Annotated in this window: 25 protein-coding genes; all 25 read left to right on the top strand. The window is 37.5% G+C overall.

The genetic code is table 11. The features are described 5' to 3' along the window. Nucleotides 1–1,008 precede the first annotated feature (1,008 nt). Nucleotides 1,009–2,604, top strand: coding sequence for a phosphoenolpyruvate carboxykinase (ATP) (gene pckA / locus IM793_RS10845; protein ID WP_193421230.1), 1,596 nt, complete (start codon nucleotides 1,009–1,011; stop codon nucleotides 2,602–2,604). Nucleotides 2,605–2,903: 299 nt separating this feature from the next. After that, nucleotides 2,904–3,734, top strand: coding sequence for a MotA/TolQ/ExbB proton channel family protein (locus tag IM793_RS10840; RefSeq protein WP_132398845.1), 831 nt, complete (start codon nucleotides 2,904–2,906; stop codon nucleotides 3,732–3,734). Nucleotides 3,735–3,813: 79 nt separating this feature from the next. Continuing rightward, on the top strand, nucleotides 3,814–4,428 hold the full coding sequence (locus IM793_RS10835) for a biopolymer transporter ExbD (protein ID WP_193421228.1): 615 nt from the start codon (nucleotides 3,814–3,816) through the stop codon (nucleotides 4,426–4,428). Nucleotides 4,429–4,431: 3 nt separating this feature from the next. Continuing rightward, nucleotides 4,432–4,938 carry a biopolymer transporter ExbD gene (locus IM793_RS10830; RefSeq protein ID WP_029274770.1) on the top strand — a complete coding sequence of 169 codons (507 nt, stop codon included), beginning with the start codon at nucleotides 4,432–4,434 and terminating at the stop codon, nucleotides 4,936–4,938. 17 nt (nucleotides 4,939–4,955) lie between these two features. Continuing rightward, nucleotides 4,956–5,774, top strand: coding sequence for an energy transducer TonB (locus IM793_RS10825; protein ID WP_121284286.1), 819 nt, complete (start codon nucleotides 4,956–4,958; stop codon nucleotides 5,772–5,774). A 243-nt stretch (nucleotides 5,775–6,017) separates the two neighbouring features. Further along, complete coding sequence (locus tag IM793_RS10820) at nucleotides 6,018–6,923, top strand: PstS family phosphate ABC transporter substrate-binding protein (protein ID WP_193421226.1); 906 nt, start codon at nucleotides 6,018–6,020, stop codon at nucleotides 6,921–6,923. Nucleotides 6,924–7,001: 78 nt separating this feature from the next. After that, nucleotides 7,002–8,723, top strand: a complete 1,722-nt coding sequence (locus IM793_RS10815) for a tetratricopeptide repeat protein (protein WP_193421223.1) — start codon at nucleotides 7,002–7,004, stop codon at nucleotides 8,721–8,723. A gap of 82 nt (nucleotides 8,724–8,805) precedes the next feature. Further along, nucleotides 8,806–9,177: an NADH-quinone oxidoreductase subunit A gene (locus tag IM793_RS10810; protein ID WP_057931428.1), complete on the top strand. Its 372-nt coding sequence runs from the start codon at nucleotides 8,806–8,808 to the stop codon at nucleotides 9,175–9,177. Nucleotides 9,178–9,403: 226 nt separating this feature from the next. Then, nucleotides 9,404–9,946 carry an NADH-quinone oxidoreductase subunit B gene (locus IM793_RS10805; RefSeq protein ID WP_057931427.1) on the top strand — a complete coding sequence of 181 codons (543 nt, stop codon included), beginning with the start codon at nucleotides 9,404–9,406 and terminating at the stop codon, nucleotides 9,944–9,946. Further along, the gene (locus IM793_RS10800) at nucleotides 9,946–10,446 is read left to right on the top strand and encodes an NADH-quinone oxidoreductase subunit C (protein ID WP_193421220.1); all 501 of its coding nucleotides are present in this window, start codon (nucleotides 9,946–9,948) and stop codon (nucleotides 10,444–10,446) included. Before IM793_RS10805 ends, IM793_RS10800 begins: the two co-directional genes overlap by 1 nt. 3 nt (nucleotides 10,447–10,449) lie before the next feature. Further along, a complete protein-coding gene (locus IM793_RS10795) occupies nucleotides 10,450–11,664 on the top strand; it encodes an NADH-quinone oxidoreductase subunit D (protein ID WP_057931425.1) in 1,215 nt (404 codons plus the stop codon). Next, entirely contained in the window at nucleotides 11,657–12,169 is a 513-nt protein-coding gene (nuoE, locus tag IM793_RS10790) for an NAD(P)H-dependent oxidoreductase subunit E (RefSeq protein WP_193421218.1), read from the top strand. The genes IM793_RS10795 and nuoE overlap by 8 nt, the downstream gene beginning before the upstream one ends. 80 nt (nucleotides 12,170–12,249) lie before the next feature. Further along, nucleotides 12,250–13,617: an NADH-quinone oxidoreductase subunit NuoF gene (gene nuoF / locus IM793_RS10785; RefSeq protein ID WP_193421216.1), complete on the top strand. Its 1,368-nt coding sequence runs from the start codon at nucleotides 12,250–12,252 to the stop codon at nucleotides 13,615–13,617. Between the two features lie 87 nt (nucleotides 13,618–13,704). Continuing rightward, nucleotides 13,705–14,241 (top strand): ORF6N domain-containing protein, encoded by a 537-nt coding sequence (locus tag IM793_RS10780; protein ID WP_193421213.1) that lies wholly within the window; start codon nucleotides 13,705–13,707, stop codon nucleotides 14,239–14,241. A gap of 69 nt (nucleotides 14,242–14,310) precedes the next feature. After that, nucleotides 14,311–15,321, top strand: coding sequence for a 2Fe-2S iron-sulfur cluster-binding protein (locus tag IM793_RS10775; protein ID WP_121284277.1), 1,011 nt, complete (start codon nucleotides 14,311–14,313; stop codon nucleotides 15,319–15,321). Next, the gene (nuoH, locus tag IM793_RS10770; protein ID WP_132398863.1) at nucleotides 15,321–16,358 is read left to right on the top strand and encodes an NADH-quinone oxidoreductase subunit NuoH; all 1,038 of its coding nucleotides are present in this window, start codon (nucleotides 15,321–15,323) and stop codon (nucleotides 16,356–16,358) included. Before IM793_RS10775 ends, nuoH begins: the two co-directional genes overlap by 1 nt. Before the next feature lie 2 nt (nucleotides 16,359–16,360). After that, complete coding sequence (locus IM793_RS10765) at nucleotides 16,361–16,864, top strand: NADH-quinone oxidoreductase subunit I (RefSeq protein ID WP_025146332.1); 504 nt, start codon at nucleotides 16,361–16,363, stop codon at nucleotides 16,862–16,864. Nucleotides 16,865–16,970: 106 nt separating this feature from the next. After that, a complete protein-coding gene (locus IM793_RS10760; protein WP_055908796.1) occupies nucleotides 16,971–17,474 on the top strand; it encodes an NADH-quinone oxidoreductase subunit J in 504 nt (167 codons plus the stop codon). Then, entirely contained in the window at nucleotides 17,474–17,803 is a 330-nt protein-coding gene (nuoK, locus tag IM793_RS10755; RefSeq protein ID WP_055908793.1) for an NADH-quinone oxidoreductase subunit NuoK, read from the top strand. Before IM793_RS10760 ends, nuoK begins: the two co-directional genes overlap by 1 nt. A 13-nt stretch (nucleotides 17,804–17,816) precedes the next feature. Beyond that, nucleotides 17,817–19,718, top strand: coding sequence for an NADH-quinone oxidoreductase subunit L (gene nuoL, locus IM793_RS10750; protein WP_227256212.1), 1,902 nt, complete (start codon nucleotides 17,817–17,819; stop codon nucleotides 19,716–19,718). 20 nt (nucleotides 19,719–19,738) lie between these two features. After that, nucleotides 19,739–21,202: a NuoM family protein gene (locus IM793_RS10745; RefSeq protein ID WP_193421211.1), complete on the top strand. Its 1,464-nt coding sequence runs from the start codon at nucleotides 19,739–19,741 to the stop codon at nucleotides 21,200–21,202. A gap of 3 nt (nucleotides 21,203–21,205) precedes the next feature. Next, on the top strand, nucleotides 21,206–22,576 hold the full coding sequence (locus IM793_RS10740) for an NADH-quinone oxidoreductase subunit N (protein ID WP_193421209.1): 1,371 nt from the start codon (nucleotides 21,206–21,208) through the stop codon (nucleotides 22,574–22,576). A 47-nt stretch (nucleotides 22,577–22,623) separates the two neighbouring features. After that, the gene (locus tag IM793_RS10735) at nucleotides 22,624–23,283 is read left to right on the top strand and encodes a DedA family protein (protein ID WP_121284272.1); all 660 of its coding nucleotides are present in this window, start codon (nucleotides 22,624–22,626) and stop codon (nucleotides 23,281–23,283) included. Nucleotides 23,284–23,285: 2 nt separating this feature from the next. Beyond that, the gene (locus tag IM793_RS10730; RefSeq protein WP_193421207.1) at nucleotides 23,286–23,837 is read left to right on the top strand and encodes an inorganic diphosphatase; all 552 of its coding nucleotides are present in this window, start codon (nucleotides 23,286–23,288) and stop codon (nucleotides 23,835–23,837) included. Then, nucleotides 23,837–25,261: a hemolysin family protein gene (locus IM793_RS10725; protein WP_227256211.1), complete on the top strand. Its 1,425-nt coding sequence runs from the start codon at nucleotides 23,837–23,839 to the stop codon at nucleotides 25,259–25,261. Before IM793_RS10730 ends, IM793_RS10725 begins: the two co-directional genes overlap by 1 nt. Nucleotides 25,262–25,269: the final 8 nt, after the last annotated feature.

The following is a 25,269-nucleotide window of genomic DNA, read 5'->3' as shown; positions in this document are numbered from 1 at the left end:
TACCGGTGGTAATAATAATCGTTGTAATAATCGAAGTGTTAAAATTCATCTTGTCTTTGTGTACTTTGTACACCGTAAAGTAGAAGATTATTTTTTTAAAATGCAAATGTTTTTTCAATTTTATTTCGAAATTTCTATTAAAACGTTTAATTAGATAAAATAGCGGCATTTTCTGAACCCGAAACCAGTATTGTTTTTACTGCGATGGCTCCAACTCCCCTCCTTTTTCCAAGGGGGGGTGCCCGTAGGGCGGGGTGGTTGATCAGTAAATTTTAATCATTAGAAAATATGCTGTAGTACTTCTTTAGATAGTGCAACCCTGCTAACCGCTTTAGTCCCGATGGTGGTGCTGTTTTGTTGTTGGTGAGATCGGGAGCTGCCGCTTTTATCAGGTTTATTTAATGCGGGTTGGTGCTACTATTGAAGTGCGTTGCCTTTCCGGCGTCTAATTATTCCCTTCCTTTTTCCAAGGAGGCTGCCCGTAGGACGGGTGGTAAATTGATATTTTTTACCTAAGAACTTCAGTTCGGTTAATATTTATTTATACTGACCAATTTTAAGCCTGTGAAACTAGCGCGATCGTCATGCTGAATTTATTTTACAAGTAGAAATTGTGTTTTCAATTGTCTTGTAGCTACTACGTGGTCAGCATCTTTTCTGCTAGATAGACCCTGAAATAAATTCAGGGTGACGGCTATGAGCGAAAAATGTCTGCAGTATACCTTTAATGGAATATTAATAATCGAATTGAGGTAAGAAGCATAACTTATATTCAATCCCTTATAAGTAGGTATGTATTCAGAAGAATTCAAATAGTAAAACCATTTACCAAATTTAACTTAGTGTATTTATTTAAAATTTTTTATGATCAAAAATTATTTTTAATATGTTGTAAATGAGATATTTAAATCATAGTGTATTTGCTACAATATGTAAAAAATTATGTTTTAAAACTCGTTTTTGTGCAATATAAGTCTTTACCTTTGCTCCACTAACTAACTTATTGTTATGAGCAAAAAGAAACTGCAAACGCCAGATTTAAGCTATTTAAATCTAGGCGAGAACATTGCTGTAAAGTACCAGTTGTCTCCAAAAGAGTTGATTGATGAAGCATTATTAAATAAAGAAGGTACAATGGCAGCGTCGGGAGCGCTGGCCATTGATACCGGTAAATTTACCGGACGTTCGCCAAAAGACAGGTTTATCGTGTGCGACGAGGTAACCGAAAACCAGGTTTGGTGGGGTGATGTAAACATTAGAATCAGTCCTGAAAAATTCGACCAGTTATTCAATAAGCTGACCAATTACCTTGAAGACAAAAAAATCTATGTGCGTGATGCTTCGGCGTGTGCTGATCCGGATTATGCAATATCCATCCGCGTAATTACTGAAACAGCATATCAGAATCTTTTTGCTCACAATTTATTCATCCGTCCTGATGAAGATGCTTTAACAGGCAGTCCAGAGTGGACGATTATTGCCGCTCCGTGCTTTCTGGCCAATCCTGCTGTTGATGGAACCCGTCAGGAAAATTTCTCCATCATCAATTTCACTAAAAAAATGATTTTGATCGGTGGAACCGGTTATACAGGCGAAATTAAAAAGGGAATCTTCTCCGTGCTGAATTTCATTCTTCCAGTATATAAGAATACACTTTCCATGCACTGTTCTGCAAATGTGGGGAGAGATGGAGATACTGCCATCTTCTTTGGCTTGTCTGGAACGGGTAAAACCACTTTGTCTGCCGATCCCGAACGTGGTTTAATCGGAGATGATGAGCATGGCTGGGGTAACGTTTCCGTATTCAACTTTGAGGGCGGCTGTTATGCTAAATGTGTTGATTTAACAGAAGAAAAAGAACCTCAGATTTTTAAGGCCATTAAATTTGGCTCATTATTAGAAAATATCAACTTTTTCCCAGGAACAAAAGATGTTGATTACTCCAATATCGATAAAACAGAAAATACGCGTGTAGCTTATCCAATAGATTATATTGATAATGCTATCCTGCCCTCTGTTGCCGCAGTGCCGAAAAATATTTTTTTCTTAACTGCTGATGCATTTGGTGTATTGCCTCCAATATCAAAATTAAACGTAGAGCAGGCCATGTTTCACTTTATGAGTGGCTATACAGCAAAGGTAGCAGGAACTGAAACCGGGGTAACAGAACCTCAGTTAACGTTTTCGGCTTGCTTCGGAAAAGCTTTTCTTCCATTGCATCCTTCAAAATACGCTGCTTTACTCGGCGAGAAAATGAAAAAGCACCAGGTAAACGTTTGGCTGGTAAATACAGGATGGAGTGGGGGAGCTTATGGTGTTGGTAAAAGGATGAAATTAAGTTATACCCGGGCAATGATCAAAGCTGCATTAAACGGAGATTTAAATCACCACCATTATAAACAACATCATGTGTTTAAATTAATGATGCCCTTAATTTGTCCGGGTGTGCCAGATAATATTTTAGACCCTTCTAAAACATGGGGTAATCAGGAAGAATATTTTTTAAAAGCTTATCAACTGGCAGACGCCTTCTCAGAAAATTTTAAGCAGTTTGAACTGACAAAAGTACCAAAAAGCAGACACGAAGCGTTAAAATTATGTTAAATGCACTTTAAAATGCATTTTTTGAACGAAAAATTTGCAATTCGATTTTTTTTTAGTTTTTATTGTGAAAGAATTGCCTCGGCTGGGGCAATTTTTTTGTTATACACCTATGGTGAATTACCGAAACAAAATTCTAAGTAACGATTTAATTGCTTATTGATTTATTAATTTGTAATTTAAAATCAATTTATAAATTTGTTTTTCGCAACAATTTCGGATATGAAACGTTGAGTGTTGTACAAAAGAAAAAAAACAGCTAAAAATTAAAAACAAGAACTAAAACTAAAATTTCAAAAAAAATGGCAAACGCACCAAAACCAACAACTGTTAAAAAAGAGAGCTCTTCTAGTGCTTCAAATGTATTTGCAACATTCGTTATTCCAATTTGTATTATCATTGGATTCTGTGTTTGGAGATTCGTATTCGGAGAAGGAAGTAACTTTATCGATGGTGACAGAGAGAAATTACCATTACCTGGTAACTATCTTGGAACAGCTTACAAAGGAGGCCCTATCGTAGCAATCTTAGTTGGATTACTATTAGTGGTAATTGTATTCTCTATCGAACGTTTCATCGTTATTGGTAAAGCAAGTGGAAAATCTAGCTTAGATACTTTCATCCGCAAAGTACAAGGTTTATTAAGCGCAGGTAACATCGAAGCTGCAAAAGCTGAGTGTGATAAACAACAAGGTTCAGTTGCTAACGTAATTAAATCTGGTTTGAAAAAATACAGCGAAGTTGAAGCTGATACCAACATGGATGTTGAGCAATCAATTGTTGCCATCCAAAAAGAGGTTGAAGAAGCTACAGCTTTAGAAATGCCAATGTTAGAGCAAAACTTAACCGTAATTGCAACTTTGGTATCAATCGGTACATTGGTAGGTTTATTGGGTACAGTAACAGGTATGATCCGTGCATTCGCCGGTTTAGCAAACTCTGGTGCTCCAGATCAGTCAGCGTTAGCGGTAGGTATCTCTGAGGCGTTGATCAATACTGCAACAGGTATCTTGGTATCTACTGTGGCAATTATCATGTACAATATATTAACTTCTAAAATTGACAAGTTAACTTACGCAATCGATGAGGCTGGTTTCAGCATCGTTCAAACATACGCTAGTTCGCATAAATAAGAATTTTGAAAAAATTTTTACCGGCTTTATGGAAAACCGGAAAAAAGATCATCATTATTAAAAACTAGTAAAAAATATTATGCCTAGAATTAAAGTTAAAAGAACAAGTACAGTAACAGATATGACGGCCATGTGTGATGTGGCATCATTGTTACTTACTTTCTTCATCTTAACTGCTACAGCGAGGCAACCAGAACCACTAGCCGTTTCTACACCTTCCTCAACGTATGAGTTTAAGGTACCAGTAGAAAACAATGCGATTTTAACCATTGGGCAGGGGAAAGTTTTCTTTGAAGTAGCAGGGGTCAAAGTAAGAGCGAAAACATTAGAACTAATGGGCGAACAGTACAAAATATCGTTCACTCCGTTAGAAGTACAACGCTTTTCTTCGATAGGAAGTTTCGGTGTTCCGATCCAGAGTTTAAAATCTCTTATTGCCTTGAATGGAGCTGATCGTATGAAACCAGGGGTTCAACCTGGAATACCTTCAGATTCGACTGACAATCAGTTGAACGCATGGGTGTTAAATGCCCGTAGAGCAACTAAAGAGATTAATAATCAGGATATGCGTATCAGTATTAAAGGTGATGCCAAAGAAGAATATCCGGTAGTTAAAAAGATTATTGATGTACTTCAGAAACAAAGTGTAAACAAGTTTTTATTGGTTACCAACTCTGAAGCTAAAAAGAAATAAGAAATGGCAGAATTAAACACAGGCGGGAAGAAAGCCACCCCAAGGGTTGATATGACTCCGATGGTGGATCTAATGTTTCTTTTGGTAACATTCTTTATCTTAACAACAGTAATCTCTACGCCACAAGCGATGGATATTGCAAAGCCGGATAAAAACGAAAAGTTACCTGAGAACAGATTGGAACTGAAAGCAAGTAAAACAATGACTATTTTATTAGGTAAAAGCAATAAAGTAGCATGGTACATGGGAGTAGCTGGCGAAAGTGCACCAACTATAGAATCTGGTTCACAAATCGAAGATGCTATTGTTAAAAATAGAAAAGCAGCTGATGCCTCAGGCGTTGCTGGAGACTTTGTTGTACTGGTAAAACCAACATCAGGTTCTACATTCCAAAACTTTGTAGATATGATGGATGAGTTGGAAATTCTTAAAGTTAAGGTTCGTCAGATCGACGATGATAACATCCTTGACAATGAGAAGCAGTTCATGAAAGAAAAAGGAATTTTATAATCAGTAAAACCAATTTTATGTCGAAGTTAGATATATTCAGAAAAGAATGGCTTGAAGTGGTTTTTGCAGATAAAAACAAAAACTATGGTGCGTACCAATTGCGTAAAAGTAATGGTGCAAATACCACCAAAGCCTTAATTATTGGATCTATTATCTTCCTTGTATTATTTTTCTCTCCAAAAATCTATAGCCTGATTAAAGGTTCAATGGATCAACAGGAAGATCAGGTAAAAGCACAGGAAGTAATTTTAGCTCCACCACCACCGGTAAACCCGGAAACACCTCCACCGCCACCGGTAGAGCCACCTCCACCAAAGATTGACCAGGTGAAAATGCCACCTCCAATTGTAAAACCGGATATCGAGGTTCGTGATGAACCACCTACAGTTGAAAAATTGAAAGAAGCTGATCCAGGCCAGAGAGATATCAAAGGTGATCCAACAGCTGATATTGTTATCGCTGAACCAGTAGGTGAAGGACCAAAAAGAGAAGCTGCAGTTGCGGTTGATGACAACAAAGTTTATGACTTTGTTAGTATCGAGAAACAACCAGAATTCCCAGGAGGTATTGCTAAATTTTATGGCTACTTAGGTAAAGCAATAAAATACCCGCCAATGGCACAGGAGAACAACGTACAAGGTAAAGTGTTTTTATCTTTCGTTGTTGAAAAAGATGGTAAATTAACAGATATCACAGTTACCCGCGGTTTAGGTAGTGGAACTGATGAAGAAGCCATTCGTGTATTAAAAGCGAGTCCACGTTGGAACCCAGGTATTCAAAACGGTAAGCCTGTAAGGGTAAAATACAACATCAACGTTAACTTTACATTGAACTAATAGTAGATGTTAAATTTTGATATTTTTAAGCAAAAATCGCCTAAACAGCGGTTTTTGCTCATTTTAGGCCTTATCATGTTTGTGTTTTACGTGGTATTGGGTTTGGCGTTCATATTTTATGAACCTATTGCACTTCGTTTAAGCACTATTCCGGAATGGGGTCGTATCGCAATCGGTATCTTCTTAATTATTTATGCTTTTGTAAGACTTTTAAGCCTTGGTAGGCGCGATTAATCATTTTGAATGAAAAATTTCCTTTTAATATTTTGTGTACTAACTTTACTCGTATCCTGCAAACGTAAAAACAAGGCAGATGCAGTTAAAGAAACCAGAACAAGTGGTACCTTAAAAATATTGGTTGATGAAAGTGTTGGACCAATAGTTCAAGATCAGATCGATATTTTTGGTTTAGATTACCCGGATGCAAAATTTGAGGCTACAGTTAAACCTGAAGAAAAATTATTACCTTCATTCCTGAATGATAGCGTAAGGGTAATTGTTTTACCAAGGTTATTAACTAAAGCAGAAGAGAAGTATTATAATCAACGTAATATTAAGATCAACTCTTCACGTTTTGCTATTGATGGTATTGCTTTAATTACAAATCAGGGCAATATCGATAGTACAATTAACGTTAATGAGGTGATTGATATCTTACAAGGGAAGAAGTCAGATAAAAAACTGGTCTTTGATAACGCCTATTCTAGCACCTTTCAGTATTTTAAGGAGTTGGCCCATATCAGCCAGTTTCCAGCTACGGGTGTTTACTCAAAAAATTCCAGCAAAGAAGTAATTAAACTTATTGCTGAAGATAAAAAATTTATTGGTATTTTGGGCGTGAATTGGATCACGGGAAAAGATACAGAGATGAGCGAATACCTTTCTAAGATAAAAGTATTGGGTGTAAAGAATGTAAAGGGAAAGGTAGGAGATGATCAGTTCTATAAACCAACTCAAGATAACTTGATTAACGGCGTTTATCCTTTCTTAAGAAATATAAATATTATAGATTGCGAAGGAAGAGATGGTTTAGGCACAGGATTTGCAACATGGTTAAGAAGTCAGAGGGGACAACTGATTGTACTTAAATCTGGACTTGGCCCACATAAGTTAATGCCAAGACAAATTAACCTGACTAAAGGAAATTAAATTAAAATTTATAAATTGAACCACGAAGTAAATCTAAAGAGACACTTCATTTTTATTAAATAAAAAACAGAATATCCGATGAAAATTTTAAAGAAAGCAATAACCTTAAATGTAGGTTTGGTGTTGATGGGTTCTGCAGTTTTTGCTCAAGATTTAAATGACGCGAAAAAAGCCATCGACGCGGAGCAGTATCAAAAAGCATCATCAATGCTTAAATCATTGGTGAGTTCAAAAGCTTCAGATGGTGAGAACTATTACAATCTTGGATTGGTTTACTTAAAAACCGGTTATATCGACTCTGCAAGAGCTGTATTTACCAAAGGTATTACCGCAGATCCTAAAAACAATTTAAATTTAATTGGTTTAGGTGAAGCAGATATGTTATCTAATAATCCAACCTCTGCGAAAACAAACTTCGACAAAGCTGTTGAACTTGATAAAAAGAATTACAAAACTTATTTGTATATCGGTAAAGCTTATTTAGCACAGGATAAGCCAAGTGACGATGTATCGAAACCTGATTTCACTAATGCTTTAGCTAACATTACTAAAGCAGACGAATTAGATTCTAAAGATAAAGATGCTGAAGTTTTCCTTGCACAAGGCGATGCCTATGCATTACAAAAGAAAAATTCTGAGGCATTAGGTCCATACATGCGTGTAGGTGATATTGATCCTAACAACAGAAGAGCTAAAACGCAGATCGGTAAAATGTATAAAGAATCCAGGGCTTTTCCTGAGGGAGAAAAAGAATTACAGGATGTGATTGCTGCTGATGCAAACTATGGCCCTGCTTACCGCGAATTAGGTGAGTTATATTTACAATGGAGTAGCTTTGGTACAGATAAAGAAAAAGCAGCCAAAGCGATTGAGAATTATAAAAAGTACATGGATTTAACAGATAAGTCTTTGGAATCTCAATTGCGTTTTGCTCAATTCTTATTTTATGCAAAAGATTTCAAAACCTTAGAACAAGTAGCGACTGCATTGCAGGTTCCTGCAAATGATCCTAAAGGAATTGTTGTTTCAAGATTAAAAGGTTGGGCGGCTTATGAGAATAAAAATTATCCTCAAGCCCTGACTTATATGACAGAATTCTTTGCTAAAGAAAAGGATAAATCTAAGATTTTGGGTAATGATTATCTATATCTAGGTAAATCTCAGTTGCAAGCAGGACAAGATAGTTTAGCCGTAATGAATATTATTGAGGCTGCAAAAATTGATTCAACAAATGCAGATGCCTTGGCTGAAGCTGGTTTGTCTTTAATGAAGGCTAAGAAGTATAGTAAATCTGCTGAACTTTTTCAAATGGCTATTAAGTACAATCCAAATGGAAAAGGGTCATTAACAAATTACTATTACCTAGGTCAAACTAGATTCTACGAAGCTTACATCGCTCAGAAAGAGAAAAAACCGTTTAATACTGCTGCATTAGTTGAGGCTGACTCTGCTTTAAGTCATTTAGCTAAAGTTTCTCCAGAATTTGCTTTAGGATACTTTGTAAGAGGAAGAATTGCAAATCTAGTAGATGACAAAGCTAATCCAAAAGGAACCGGAATACCGTACTTTGAAAAATATGTTAGCCTGGTAAAACCTGAAGAAGTAGCTGCAAATAAGACTAACTTATCAGAATCTTATAATAATATTGGAGCTTGGTATTCAGATAAGGATAAAGCTAAGGCCATCGATGCTTTCACTAAAAGTTTGGCATTAGATCCTGCAGACACTTATGCTGCGGCTAGATTAAAAGAGTTACAATCTCCTGCACCTGCTGCAAAAGCAAAAGGTAAAGGCAAATAATTAAAAAGTTAAATAATTTAGAAAAGGCAGAGTTTGGTTACTCTGCCTTTTTCTTTTACTTTTGCATCACAAAATAATAATTATGCAAGCGCAAAGTTCCTCTATAGATTTTTTACCAATTATATTTCAAGTAATTGTTGCTTTAGGGTTTGTGGTAACTACATTGGTTGCTACTCACTTTTTAGGTCCAAAACGCAAAACGAGTGATAAGTTAGAAACCTTTGAAGCGGGTATAAAATCAGTAGGTAATGCCCGTCAGCCTTTCTCTATCAAATATTTTGTCGTAGCCATATTATTTGTGCTGTTCGATGTAGAGGTGATCTTTATGTATCCATGGGCAGTTAATTTCCGTACATTACGGATGGATGGAATGATTGAAATGTTCATTTTCATGGGTACGTTATTGCTTGGTTTTATCTACGTAATCAAGAAAAAAGTTTTAGACTGGAACTAGTCAGTTCACAGTTATCAGTTTACAATTGGCGGTTAATAGTTCTCGGTTTAAAACTGTAAACTGAAAATTGCCAACTGAAAACTGAAATGTGTATCACTTACACTAACTTATGGTGGTTTTGTTTATTTAGAAAGGTTCTAAATCAAGTAAAGCTAGTTTATTTGCCTTTAAAATATTGTAAATTTGTTGCTCATTCTGTAGGGATGAGCGTTTTTTGTTTATAAACATGAGTGAAATTAATATAGTTGATGCGCCTCCAGGAATTGAAGGATCTGGCTTTTTTGCCACTTCTCTTGACAAAGTGATTGGTTTGGCCCGCTCAAATTCATTATGGCCATTACCTTTCGCAACTTCTTGTTGTGGAATTGAGTTTATGGCAACCATGGGTTCTCATTACGATTTAGGTCGTTTCGGTGCTGAACGTTTAAGCTTTTCTCCACGCCAGGCAGATGTTTTAATGGTTATGGGTACTATCGCTAAAAAGATGGCTCCTGTATTAAAACAGGTTTATATCCAAATGGCAGAGCCACGTTGGGTAATGGCGGTTGGCGCCTGCGCAAGTAGTGGTGGTATTTTCGATACTTATTCCGTATTGCAAGGTATTGATGAGGTTATCCCCGTGGATGTTTACGTTCCGGGTTGCCCGCCAAGACCTGAAGCTATTTTAGATGGTTTTCAGCGTATCCAGGATTTAGTGAAAAGCGAATCGGGCAGACGAAGAAATTCTGATTATTACAAAGAACTTTTAGGTCAATACGGCATTAAATAATGGAAGAAACGACACTAAATAACGATATCCACGTTAAGCTGACTGAAAAGTTTGGCGAAAAAGTTACTGCCGTTTCTGAGCCTTATGGCTTACTAACCTTTGTAACTTATAAAGATGTGATCATCAATGTGCTTTTGCATCTTAAAGAAGAATTAAAATTCAATTTCCTTACTGATATTACAGCAGTTCACTATCCAGGTAAAGACCACGGTATTGCTGTTGTTTACCATCTGCATAACATGGTAGAGAAAGTCAGGGTTAGGATTAAGGTTTTCATTTCAGAGCAAAATCCAACTATCCCTACAGCGACAACCGTTTGGAAAGGTGCCAACTGGATGGAACGCGAAACTTACGATCTGTTCGGAGTTAAATTTGAAGGTCACCCGGATTTACGCCGTATTTTAAATATGGATGATTTAGGTGTTCACCCGATGTTGAAGCAATATCCATTGGAAGATCCGAACAGAGTAGATAAAAAAGACGAATTTTTTGGAAGGTAAACTATGAATCATAACCATCCGGTATTTACAGATAACGACCCGCAAAGTGAGCTGGTAACCCTAAACTTAGGTCCAACACACCCTGCAACACACGGCGTTTTTCAAAACGTTTTACAATTAGATGGTGAACGTATTGTAAGCGGCGTTTCTACCATCGGTTACATTCACCGTGCTTTCGAAAAGATTGCCGAGCATCGCCCATTTTATCAAATTACACCGCTTACCGACCGTTTAAACTATTGCTCGTCACCTATTAATAATATGGGATGGCACATGACGGTTGAGAAGTTGTTAAATATTCAAATGCCGAAACGTGTAGATTATCTTCGGGTGATCATTATGGAGCTTTCGCGTATTGCCGATCACATTATCTGTAACACGATTATTGGTCAGGATACCGGAGCAACCACCACTTTCTTATATCTTTTTCAGTTCCGTGAGCACATTTACGAAATCTTTGAAGAAGTTTGTGGCGCACGTTTAACAACAAATATTGGTCGTATTGGTGGTTTCGAAAGAGATTTCAATGATATTGCCTTTGCTAAAATCGATAAGTTTTTAAAAGAATTCCCTAAGGCGTTAAAAGAGTTCGAAAATCTGTTAACACGTAACCGTATTTTTATTGACAGAACGGCTGGTGTTGCAGAAGTAACTAAAGAAACCGCTTTAGAATATAGTTGGACTGGCCCACTTTTACGTGCGACTGGTGTAGATTATGATGTGCGTGTAAGCGATCCATATTCTTCCTATCAGGATTTCGATTTTGAGGTTCCTGTAGGCACAAGCGGCGATATTTATGACAGGTATTTAGTGCGTAACGAAGAAATGTGGCAAAGTGTCCGCATTATCGAACAAGCGCTTGTGAAGTTAAAAACAGAACCAAAAGGTATTTTCCATGCCGATGTTCCTGAATTTTACCTTCCTCCAAAACAAGAAGTTTACAACAATATGGAAGCATTAATCTATCACTTCAAAATTGTGATGGGTGAGATTGATGCCCCAAAAGCAGAAGTTTATCACGCTGTAGAAGGCGGAAATGGAGAATTAGGTTTCTATCTCATTAATGATGGAGGACGTACACCATATCGTTTACACTTCCGCAGACCAAGTTTTATAAACTACCAGATGTTTGCACCAATGAGCGAGGGCATGTTGTTGTCTGATGCCATTATCAACATGAGTAGTATGAATATTATTGCAGGAGAATTAGATGCTTAAAGTAGAAGAACAAACACCTGTAGTGTTTTCATCAGAATTGCTGGCCAAATTTGATGAAGTTAAAGGCCGTTATCCGGCAGATAAAAGCAAATCAGCATTGTTGCCACTTTTGCACCTGGTACAGGCTGAATACCTTTGGGTACCAACATCGGCTATGGATAAAGTTGCCGAATATTTAAATATTCAGCCCATTGAAGTTTATGAAGTGGCCACATTTTATACCATGTACTTTTTAAAACCACAAGGTAAATATGCTTTAGAAGTTTGCCGTACTGGCCCTTGTTGCCTGGTTGGTGCCGAAAAAATATTAAGCCACCTGGAAAACAAGTTAGGTGTTAAAGAAGGTGAAGTTACTGCCGATGGTTTATTCAGCTTTAGAGGAGTTGAATGTTTAGCTGCCTGCGGTTACGGACCGGTGTTGCAAATAAGCCCGGAATATACTTTCTACGAAAACCTGACTGAAGCAAGTGTAGATAAATTGATTGAAGATTTGAAAAATAAATAAGATTTGAGAAACTAGATATGAGATATGAGAATAGGCAATTGGTCTAAAATCTCATATCTCACATCTCATATCTATAAATAATGAGCCGTAAATTACTACTAGAGCATATAAACGTACCAGGCATCAACACGCTTGAAGTCTATCGCCAAAAAGGCGGGTATCGTGCTGTGGAAAAAGCCCTGAAAACTTTAACACCTGAAGAGATTGTTGAAGAGGTTAAAAAATCAGGCTTACGCGGTCGCGGTGGTGCGGGTTTCCCAACGGGGATGAAATGGAGCTTTTTGGCTAAACCTGAAGGTGTTGCACGTTATTTGGTGTGTAATGCTGATGAGTCTGAGCCAGGGACTTTTAAAGACCGTTATTTAATGACTTACATCCCTCATGCTTTAATTGAGGGAATGATTGTTTCGAGTTTCGCATTAGGTGCAAAGGTTTCTTATATCTATGTACGCGGAGAAATGATGCCGCAGATCCGCATTTTAGAAAAAGCAATTGCTGAAGCTAAAGCTGCTGGATGGTTGGGAAAAAATATTTTAGGAACAGGTTACGATTTAGAATTATATGTTCAGCCAGGTGGTGGCGCTTACATTTGCGGTGAAGAAACTGCTTTGTTAGAATCGCTTGAAGGTAAAAGAGGTAATCCACGTATTAAACCACCATTTCCGGCAATTGCAGGTTTGTATGGTTGTCCGACTGTGGTGAATAATGTTGAATCGATTGCTGCTGTTGTTCCGATTATCAATGATGGTGGTGATGAATATGCTAAAATTGGTATTGGTAGAAGTACTGGTACAAAATTAATATCGGCATCTGGTAATTTGGTAAAACCAGGTGTTTACGAAATCGAATTAGGTTTACCAGTAGAAGAATTTATCTATTCTGATGAATATTGTGGTGGTATCGCTAATGGTAAAAGATTAAAGGCAACGGTTGCAGGTGGATCATCTGTGCCTATTTTGCCTGCTAATTTAACCTTAAAATATGCTAACGGCGAACCTCGTTTAATGAGTTACGAATCATTATCTGAAGGTGGGTTTGCTACTGGTACCATGATGGGATCGGGCGGTTTTATTGCTTTTGATGAAGATCAGTGTATTGTTAGAAATACCTGGAATTTTTCTCGTTTTTATCACCACGAAAGCTGTGGACAATGTTCGCCTTGTCGTGAAGGTACCGGATGGATGGAAAAAGTATTACACAAAATCGAACATGGTCATGGCAGCATGGAAGATGTTGATTTATTGTGGGATATTCAGCGTAAAATTGAAGGAAATACAATCTGTCCGCTAGGTGATGCAGCAGCCTGGCCAGTGGCCAGTGCAATTCGTCACTTCAGGGATGAATTTGAATGGCACATTAAAGAACCGGTTAAAAGCCAGAGCCAAAACTACGGTATTGCTAATTACGCAACACCGATTGAGAAAGCTCCGGTAGCGGAAGAGAAATAAAATCATAAGGTCGCAATTTGCGATCAGTTGAATATTTAATTTAAAACCTAAGATCACAATTTGTGATCTTAGAAAATAAACTTGTAAATGCCGAAACAAGAGACATCAATAATTCCTAATGAGGTAATTGTAAACAAAATTTATCTTTTTAGAGGGGTTAAGGTGATGTTAGATTCTGATTTGGCAGAACTCTTTGGTGTTGATACTAAGCGATTAAAAGAACAGGTTCGAAGAAATATAGAAAGGTTCCCTGAACATTTTATGTTCGAATTAACAAAAGAAGAAAATGAAGTCTTAAGGTCGCAATTTGCGACCTTAAGACACGGACAACACTCAAAGTATCTTCCGTTTGCATTTAGCGAACATGGTATTTTGCAACTATCAAACGTTTTAAAAAGTAAACAGGCGGTAGAAGTAAGTATTAAAATTATTGATGTGTTTGTACAGCTTAGAACGATGGTTTTAAGTAATACAGAAATAAGATTAGAGGTAGAAAAAATAAAAAAGAAGGTAGATAATCAAGATAAAAATATTGAAGTTATTTTCAGATATTTTGATGAAATATTAGAACAGAAAGCACAGCCAAGGAAAGAAATTGGTTATAAAATCTCGAAAGAGAAATAATATAAATAGAATTGGTTCATGGAGACACGAACCAGGGCGAGATAAAAAAATAAAAGAATATCATTAACCATGAGTGAAAAAGTTAAGGTTACGATAGATGGGATAACAGTAGAGGTTGATAACGGAACAACCATTCTGAATGCTGCAAGGCAGATCGGAGGGGATATTGTTCCGCCAGCTATGTGCTATTATTCTAAGTTAGAAGGAAGTGGTGGCAAATGCCGTACCTGTATCGTTAAGGTAACAAAAGGTTCGGAAAAAGATCCTCGCCCGATGCCTAAGTTGGTGGCTTCTTGCCGCACAACCGTAATGGATGGGATGGAAGTGCTTAACATTACTTCACCAGAAGTTTTGGAAGCACGCGCAGGTGTTGTAGAGATTTTATTGATTAACCACCCCTTAGACTGTCCTGTTTGTGACCAGGCAGGAGAGTGCGATTTGCAGAATTTGGGCTACGAACATGGCTTGCAAAAAACACGTTATGAGTTTGAACGCCGTACTTTCGAGCGTATCGATATAGGCGATAAGATCCAGTTGCACATGAATCGTTGTATTTTGTGTTACCGTTGTGTTTTCACGGCCGACCAGATTACAAACAAACGTGTTCATGGTATCTTAAACCGTGGCGATCACTCCGAAATTTCTACTTATATCACCCAGGCTGTTGATAACGATTTCTCTGGAAATGTAATCGATGTTTGCCCTGTAGGTGCTTTAACCGATAAAACTTTCCGTTTCAAAAACCGTGTTTGGTTTACCAAACCTGTTGATGCACACCGCGATTGCGATCACGAAAAATGCAACGGTAAAGTAACCCTTTGGTACAAGGGAGCAGATGTTTTACGTGTTACGGCCCGTAAAGACCAGTTTGGAGAAGTAGAAGAATTTATCTGCAATACTTGCCGCTTCGATAAAAAAGCAACTGCTGATTGGGTAATTGAACATCCAACGCACATTGATGATACTTCGGTAATTGCATCAAACCACTACGAAACATTGAAACCTTTGCACGTAATTCAGCCAAATGAGGCGTTACAGGCTGCGAATGAAATTGAATTACATAAAACAGTTAAATACTAATGGATAGCGCTTTTGTTATAGAAAAATTTATCCTGGTAGCTGTAATTTTCGGTATCAGTTTAGTTATTGCCATGTATTCTACTTATGCAGAACGTAAGGTTGCTGCATATTTACAAGATCGTTTAGGACCAGATAGAGCTGGCCCATTTGGTATTTTACAACCATTGGCCGATGGCTTAAAAATGTTTATGAAAGAGGAAATTATTCCAACCTCATCAAACCGGTTTTTATTTATTGCTGGCCCTGGTTTGGCTTTACTTTGTGCCTGTATCGGTACTGCAGTTATTCCATGGGGTAGTCCTGTTTTAATTGCAGGCAAAACAGTTTCTTTACAAGTTGCGGATATCAATGTTGGTGTTTTATACATTTTCGGAGTCGTTTCTTTAGGCGTTTATGGTGTAATGATCGGTGGTTGGGCATCCAATAACAAATATTCTTTGTTGAGCGCCATCCGTGCAGCTTCTCAGAATATCAGTTATGAAATTGCAATGGGATTATCAATCATCGCTTTGCTTTTAATGACGAATACCTTAAGCTTAAAAGAAATTGTTGATCAGCAACATGGCTGGAGATGGAATGTTTTATATCAACCACTTGGATTTTTAATCTTTATGGTTTGCTCATTTGCTGAAACCAACCGTGCGCCATTCGATTTACCTGAATGTGAAACAGAATTAATTGGTGGTTACCATACAGAATACTCTTCAATGAAATTAGGTTTTTACCTATTTGCTGAGTATATCAATATGTTTGTATCATCGGCTGTAATGGCAGCTTTATACTGGGGTGGTTATAATTACCCTGGCATGGATTCGATGGCAGTATGGTTAGGCCCAACCTGGGCACCACTTTTTGGTACAGCAGTTTTCTTCGCTAAAATATGTGCGTTCATCTTTTTCTTTATGTGGGTACGTTGGACAATTCCTCGTTTCCGTTATGATCAATTGATGAATTTAGGTTGGAAAGGTTTAATACCTTTGGCTATTGCCAATATTATAATAACAGGTGTTGTGATTGCGATTATTGAGAAGTTTTAATTATGGAATCATTAAGTAATAAGAAAAAAGTACTGGAACAAAAGCCATTGAGCTTTATGGAAAGGATGTACCTGCCAGCAATTGCTAAGGGTATGGGCATTACCATCAGTCACTTATTTAAAAAAGAGGCTACTATAAGATATCCTGAAGTAGAGCGCGAATTCTCTACCAACTTTAGAGGAATGCATTCTTTAAAACGTGATGAGAATGGTAAAGAGCGTTGTACTGCATGTGGTTTATGTGCTTTATCTTGTCCTGCTGAAGCCATTACTATGATTGCCGCTGAACGCAAACCTGAGGAGAAAGATTTATACCGCGAAGAAAAATATGCAGCAACTTACGAAATCAATATGTTACGCTGCATTTTCTGTGGATTATGTGAAGAAGCTTGCCCTAAAGAAGCAATTTACTTAGATGGACCGATTGTACCTGCTGATTATTTACGTAAAGATTTTATTTACGGAAAAGATAAGCTGGTAGAAGCACCATTAGAAATGAAAAAATAATTATTGTTATCCTGAGCCTGTCTAAGGACTAAACAAGAAAAGCCATTAGGCCTCGGTTCGTGTCTTCACGAAACGAAAGATAAGAACATAAATAAATAAACAATTAATGAGTACACAAGTATTCTATTTCGTAGCCACATTAAGTATCATCTTTTCGCTGCTGGTGATTTTTGCAAAAAATCCGATCCACAGTGTATTGTACTTAATCCTTACCTTTTTTACTTTCACTGTTCACTATGTGCTTTTAAATGCACAGTTTTTGGCAGTAGTAAACTTTATTGTTTACATGGGGGCAATTATGGTACTTTTCCTATTTGTACTGATGTTGCTTAACCTGAACAACGAAACCGAACCAAGTAAATCTCCATTGATCAAGATTGTAGGCGTAATTGCCGGTGGGTGTTTGGTAGTAACTTTAATTGGTTCTTTAAAATCGGCAAGTATTACCAGTCCATTAATTTTGAAAAATCCAGGATTGGGATTGGTAGAAAATCTGGGCAAGGAGCTTTTTGGGCCATTCTTATTGCCATTCGAATTGTCATCTCTATTACTATTGGCAGCAATGGTTGGAGCCGTTTTATTATCTAAAAGAGATGAGGTAGAAGCATAATGGAAAATTTAACATCACAACTTCAGGGCGTTCCGCTAAACCACTACATCTATTTAAGTGCCATTATTTTTTCTATTGGCGTAATAGGTGTACTTACCCGTAGAAATGCCATCGTAATTTTTATGTCAGTTGAGCTGATGCTTAATGCCGTTAACTTACTTTTAACTGCGTTCTCTGTGCATAGCAACGACCCATCCGGACAGGTTTTCGTGTTCTTCATTATGGCTTTGGCAGCTGCAGAAGTTGCAGTAGGCTTAGCGATTATTGTAATGGTTTACCGCAATACGAAATCGATAGATATTAATGTTTTAAATCGCCTTAAGTGGTAAATATATAATAAGAATGACAATAGAACAATTGATTTGGTTGGTTCCGTTACTTCCTTTTTTAGGGTTTGTAATTAATGGACTAGGCAGAAACTCTTTATCTAAAGGACTTGTTGGCATCATTGGAAGCGGAGTAATCTTGGCATCCTTTATCATCAGCGTAGTTATTTTCTTTAGTTTACAAGGCGATACACAAAGATCTCACGAAGTATTTTTATTCGATTGGATTAGCGCAGGCGCATTACACATTCCATTATCTTTCCTGGTTGATCCATTAAGTTCAATCATGCTTTTGATCATCACCGGAATTGGTTTCCTGATCCATTTATATTCAACCAGCTATATGCATGATGATGCAGGGTTTGGTAAGTTTTTCGCTTATCTGAATCTTTTTGTGTTCTTTATGCTTTTATTGGTATTGGGTTCTAACTACATCGTCATGTTTATCGGTTGGGAGGGTGTTGGTTTATGCTCATACCTGTTAATCGGTTTCTGGTATACCAATAATGCTTATGCATCAGCAGCTAAAAAAGCTTTTGTAATGAACCGTATCGGTGATTTAGGCTTTTTACTAGGAGTATTCTTAATCTTTACCACTTTTGGTAGTGTAGAATTTGCTAAAGTTTTTCCTCAGGCAGCCAATATGTTGCCAGGCAATGATACGCTGGTTTTAATCACCATTTTGTTATTTATCGGTGCTTGCGGTAAATCGGCTCAATTGCCTTTGTTTACCTGGTTGCCAGATGCAATGGCCGGACCAACGCCAGTTTCAGCTTTAATCCACGCTGCAACGATGGTTACTGCTGGTATCTATATGATTGCCCGTTCGAGCGTATTGTTCGATCTTGCGCCGCTTACTCAGCACATTATTGCCATTATAGGTGCAGCAACTGCTTTAGTTGCAGCAATTATCGCCTTAACACAAACTGATATTAAAAAAGTATTGGCTTATTCAACCGTGTCTCAATTGGGATATATGTTTTTAGGTCTTGGCGTTGGTGCTTACACAGGCTCGTTTTTCCATGTATTAACCCACGCATTCTTTAAAGCTTTATTGTTCTTGGGTGCAGGTTCGGTTATTCATGCCATGCATCATGAGCAGGATATGCGTCACATGGGTGGATTAAGGCGGAAACTTAAAACTACTTTTGCCACCATGATGATTGGTACCATTGCCATTGCAGGTTTACCACCGTTCTCGGGTTTCTTTTCTAAGGATGAAATTTTAGCACATGCTTTCCAGGCGAGTCCGATTTTATGGGGAGTAGGGGTATTAACCGCATTCTTAACCGCATTTTACATGTTCAGAATGATGTTTTTGACTTTCTCTGGAAAGTACCGTGGAACACATCACGAGGAAAGCCACATACACGAATCGCCAGCAGCGATGACTTTACCTTTAATCATCTTAGCTGTACTTGCTGCAATTGGTGGAGCAATTAATCTTCCTCATGTTTTTGGTGGAAACGAGTGGTTAGCACATTGGCTAGCGGGAGCAGGTGTTGCACAACACGAATTAGATTTAAGCCATACTACAGAATATTCGTTAATGGGTGTTTCGGTAGCAGCAGCTGTAATAGCTTTATTATTTGCTTACACCAGATATGTACAGGGAGCACGCGTTCCTGTTGCTGATGAAGCGCCACGTTCACCGTTGGCAAAATTATCTTATAATAAATTCTACCTTGATGAGATTTATGATTTCATCATCACTAAACCTTTAGATGCATTGTCGAAATTCTTTTATAGGATTATCGATAATAAATTTATCGATGGAATTGTGAACGGACTAGGATGGAGCACAAACGAAGCGAGTAAAGGTGTACGTTTGTTACAGAGTGGAAACGTAGGTTTCTATATATTTATGATGGTATTTGGTATCATCGCATTGCTTGCATATACATTTTATTACATATAAAAAGGGTTCAAAATTAAATAATGGAACAACTTTTACTACTTATATTTATTCCGCTTGTAGGTGCAATTGTTACTGCATTTGCTGGTAAGTCGGCTAAAATCGTTTCTACCGTATTTTCGGTGGCTTCTTTGGTGCTGGCTTTGGTTATCGCCTGTAATTTCATTCCAAATGCAAGTACCCAGTTTGAGGTTAACCTGCCATGGATTGCTGATCTGGGCATTAATTTCCACGCGGGCATTGATGGCATTAGCCTATTGGTGGTATTGCTAACCAATTTATTGGTGCCGATCATCATCTTATCCAGCTATAAACACGATTATAAAAATCCTGCTGCATTTTATGCCCTGATTTTATTCATGCAAACTGGTTTATTATTGGTATTTACCGCATTGGATGCTTTCTTGTTTTATATCGGATGGGAAGCCGCATTAATACCAATTTATTTCATCTGTGCAATATGGGGCGGAAAAGACCGTATCCGCATCAACATGAAATTTTTCGTGTATACCATTGCAGGTTCATTATTTATGTTAATGGGGATTATTTACCTATATCTTCAAAACCCGGCACACAATTTTGATATTCAGGCATTTTACGCTTTAAATTTAGATAGTGTACAACAGGGATGGATTTTCTGGGCGTTCTTTATCGCTTTTGCCATTAAGATGCCTATTTTCCCTTTCCACACCTGGCAGCCTGATACTTATACTGCGGCACCAGCACAGGGAACGATGTTGTTATCGGGTATTATGTTGAAAATGGGTATTTATGGTGTAATCAGGTGGTTATTGCCAATTGTACCATCAGGAGTCCATGACTGGGGACAGTTAGTTATTATTTTGTCGATTATTGGTATTGTTTATGCCTCGCTAATTGCTTTTACGCAGAAAGATGCGAAACGTTTGGTAGCCTATTCATCAATTGCACACGTTGGATTGATCGCAGCCGGTATATTCGCGTTCAACCAGCAAGGTATGCAGGGCGCTATGGTGCAGATGTTGAGTCACGGTATTAACGTAGTAGGTTTATTCTTCGTTTTAGATATCATCTTTAGCCGGGTAAAAACAAATAAAATTGAAGAGTTGGGCGGAATTGCGAAGGTAGCACCTCAATTAGCCATTGCATTTTTAATTATCGTGTTAGGAACAGTTGCTTTACCGGGAACAAACGGATTTATTGGTGAATTTTTATTACTGATGGGCGTTTATAATTATGGTATCTGGGCAGCTGCAATCGCTGGTTTGACCATCATCTTCGGTGCAGTTTACATGTTACGTATGTATCAAAATGTAATGCTCGGCGAAACCAATAGCTTAACCATCACTTTCACCGATATTAAAGGAACTGAAAAATTGGTTCTTTATACAATTTGTGCACTGATTATTGTTTTGGGTGTTTATCCAAAACCAATTTTGCATTTAACAGAGGCATCTGTACAACATTTATTAGAACAGGTAAATCAAAAATTAAACACAGTAAATTAAGCAATGAATATTATTATAACCATTAGTATAACAGCTTTTATAGTGCTTTATGCAGGTTTGTTTAAGGCAAATAAAGCATTACTACCACTTACCGTTGTTGGCTTACTTACTGCATTGGGGTTTACTTTCTGCGCCTGGAACGGCAATGCTGTTCATTTCGGAATGATGCAGACGGATAATTTTGCCCTGGCCTTTTCTGGGATCTGTATTATCGGTACACTATTAATCTTTTTATTAACACAGAACTATTTTCACAGCAAAAGCGATAACATAGCCGAGTATTATACCTTAATTCTTTTCGCACTTGCGGGAATGATTATGATGGTATCCTATAAAAATATGGCCATGCTGTTTGTGGGTTTGGAAATCATGTCGGTGAGTTTATACATCCTGGCGGGTATCCGTAAAAAGGATTTTGCCTCTAATGAAGCTTCTTTAAAGTATTTCCTGATGGGAGCTTTCTCAACAGGCTTCCTGTTATTTGGTATTACCTTAATTTATGGCGCTTCAGGCTCATTTGATTTAGATAAAATACAAGCTTATCTGGTAAACAGTCAGACAGTTTCTCCAATATTTTATCCTGGTGTTATCCTGATGATGATTGGTTTATGTTTCAAGGTTGGTGCTGCCCCTTTCCACTTCTGGACTCCGGATGTATACGAAGGTGCTCCGTCTTTAATCACCACTTTTATGAGTACCGTGGTTAAAACTGCGGGTTTTGCTGCATTCTTACGATTATTTGCTGGTGCATTTGCGCCACTTCATGATTTTTGGGTTGCGCCACTTATGGTGATTGTTTGTTTAACTTTATTCATCGGAAACGTAACTGCACTGTTCCAAAAGAACTTCAAGCGTATGTTGGCATACTCAAGTATTTCCCATGTGGGTTACCTGTTGTTTTCGCTGATTGTACTGACCAAAAATTCTGGCAATAATGTGTTGGTTTATGCAGCGGCTTATACCTTCGCATCAATTATCGCTTTTGCGGTATTAATATTAGTGAAACAAAAGACGGGTAGTGATAGCTTCGAAAATTTCAATGGTTTGGCGAAACGGAATCCATTAGTAGCATTATGTTTAACCGTAGCCATGCTTTCATTGGCGGGCATTCCGCTTACTGCGGGCTTTATAGGGAAATATTTAATGTTCCTGAATGTAATGACCGAATATAAAACCCTTCTTGTTGCATTTGCGATTTTAAATGCGCTGGTTGGCTTCTATTATTATTTTAGGGTAATTGTAGCCATGTGGTTTAAAGATGGTGCAGAAACAGAACTTTCAACACCGGCACAGTACAAAGTGGTTTTATTGGTTTCTGTTGCAATTACATTAGTTTTGGGTATTTATCCGGCAATTATTTTAAACCTCATATAGGTATGCTGTTGTTTAATAATTATTTGTAGTTTTACGAATAATTGAATATGCACGATTTTTGGAATAACCTGCATCAGCTACTTGATCCCGAGAAATTATTGAGGGAAGGCGGATTCTATCTAGTCGTATTCGTTATCTATGCAGAAACTGGCCTGTTTTTTGGTTTTTTTCTTCCCGGTGATTATTTATTGTTTTTAGCGGGAATGTTTGTGGCGACAGGCAAGCTTGATGTGAACATCGCGGTACTCTTGGCTGGTTTATGCATAGCGGCCATTTCTGGGAATTTTACCGGCTATTGGTTCGGTCGGAAAACTGGCCCGGTATTATACACCAGAAAAGACAGTTTCTTTTTTAAGAAGAGATATTTAAAAGCTGCAAAGGAGTATTATCAAAAACAAGGTGCCTTTGCATTAATAATGGGAAGATTTGTACCTATTGTTAGAACTTTTGCACCGATTTTTGCTGGTGTTGTAAAACTAGACTTCAAAAAATTTGCTTTATATAATATCTTAGGTGGGGTACTTTGGATCTGTTCCTTAACTTTGCTGGGTTATTTTTTAGGCAGAAGATTTGAAAAAGAAATAAACGATTATTTATTATATATTATTATTGGCTTTATCCTTATTACAACTATACCATTATTAATTACCTTTGTAAAAAGTAAAGTAGTAAGTGGCCCTGAAGAGGATAAAACAGATTTAAATTAAAAATGGCGAAAGACGATCATCACGCGTGGCATAGCGTATCTCCTGGTTCAAACCTTCCAGAGATTGTAAATGCAATTATTGAAATTCCAAAAGGTTCAAAAGCAAAATACGAAATAGATAAAGAATCAGGTCTGATTAAATTGGATAGGGTTCTTTTTTCGTCAGTAATGTATCCTGCAAATTATGGTTTTATCCCACAAACTTATTGTGATGATAAAGATCCATTAGATATTTTAGTGCTTTGCTCAGTGGATGTATATCCAATGACATTGATTGAGGCTAAAGTAGTAGGTGTAATGCACATGGTTGATAATGGAGAACAGGATGATAAAATCATTGCTGTAGCTGCTCACGATATGTCTGTAAATTACATCAACGATTTAGATGAATTGCCTCCGCATCAAATGAAAGAGATTGTTCGTTTCTTTCAGGATTATAAAGCATTAGAAGATAAAAATGTAACTATCGAACATTTACTTGGTGTTCGTTATGCGCATAAAGTAATTAAAGAAAGCATAGAACTTTATAACACAACATTTAGAGAATTGGCTTAATGGATTTACCCACGGTATGTTTGTTTTTAAATTTTGAGTTAAGTGCAATCCTGCCCACAAACGTAGTTTTGGTTGCTTTACAAGAACCTGATACAGGTTCTGTTGGCTGGCGATTGTTCTTTGCATTATTTTTGGTGTTACTTAATGGTTTTTTTGTTGCTGCAGAGTTTGCAATTGTAAAAGTCCGCGCATCACAAATCGAGATTAAGGCAAAAACAGGCAGCCGTGTTGGCAAAATGGCCAAAGGGATTATTCATAATCTCGACGGATATTTGGCCGCCACACAGCTAGGTATAACGCTTGCATCTCTTGGCCTTGGTTGGGTAGGTGAAGGCGTTATGCATACTATCTTTAAAAATCTTTTCGATAGCTTACAATGGGGCTTAAGCGATGCTTCCATCCATACCTCATCAACAATCGTTGCTTTTTCGCTCATTACCATTATGCACATTGTATTTGGTGAGCTTGCTCCGAAATCGTTCGCTATCCAAAGACCAGTGGCAACAACGCTTTTCGTTGCCATTCCCCTTCAGATATTTTACGTAGTATTGCGGCCTGCAATTTGGACACTGAACAGTTTGGCTGCAATAATCCTTAAACCTTTCGGTATCGATACCTCAGGTGGTCACGAATCAATTCACAGCACTGAAGAATTACATTACCTGCTCGATCAGGGTAAAGAAAGCGGTGCATTAGATAATAATGAACATGAGCTGATTAAAAACGTATTCGATTTTAATGAGCGCGTGGTTAAGAATATCATGGTACCTAGAACCAAGATTTCGGGTATTGAACTCACTTCTCCAAAAGAGGAAGTAATTGATACCATTATTAAGGAAGGATATTCGCGTTTGCCTGTTTATGATGAGATTATGGATAAAATTGTCGGGATTATCCATGCGAAAGACATTCTACCACTAGTTGCAGCAGGTAACCAGCACTGGACATTAAATGATATCATACGTAAACCATATTTCGTTACAGAAACTAAAAAGATTAACGATCTGATGAGCGAATTGCAAAGCAATCGGATACAGATTGCTATTGTATTAGATGAGTTTGGCGGTACAGCGGGTATGGTTACCTTAGAAGATATTGTAGAAGAGCTTGTAGGAGAAATACAGGATGAATACGACGAAGAAAAACCACTTGTAGAAAAGGTTTCTGATAATGAATTTATCGTAAATGCTTTCGCTACCGTTTATGATGTAAATGAACATTTGCCTCACGATTTACCAGAAGATGAAGATTTTGATACGGTTGGTGGATTGGTTTCTCACGTCTTCGAACGTATTCCCGAGGTAGGTGAAAGTAATGAATCATACGGTTATCTATTTACTATCCTTAAAAAGACAGAACAGAACATAGAAACCATTAAATTAGAATTGGTGATTAATAAAGCAGATATGGTTGATAATCATTAATTTCAACT

This window comes from Pedobacter sp. MR2016-19 (genome assembly GCF_014947265.1).
Lineage (GTDB): Bacteria > Bacteroidota > Bacteroidia > Sphingobacteriales > Sphingobacteriaceae > Pedobacter.
This window is presented reverse-complemented; position numbering and strand designations above follow the sequence as displayed.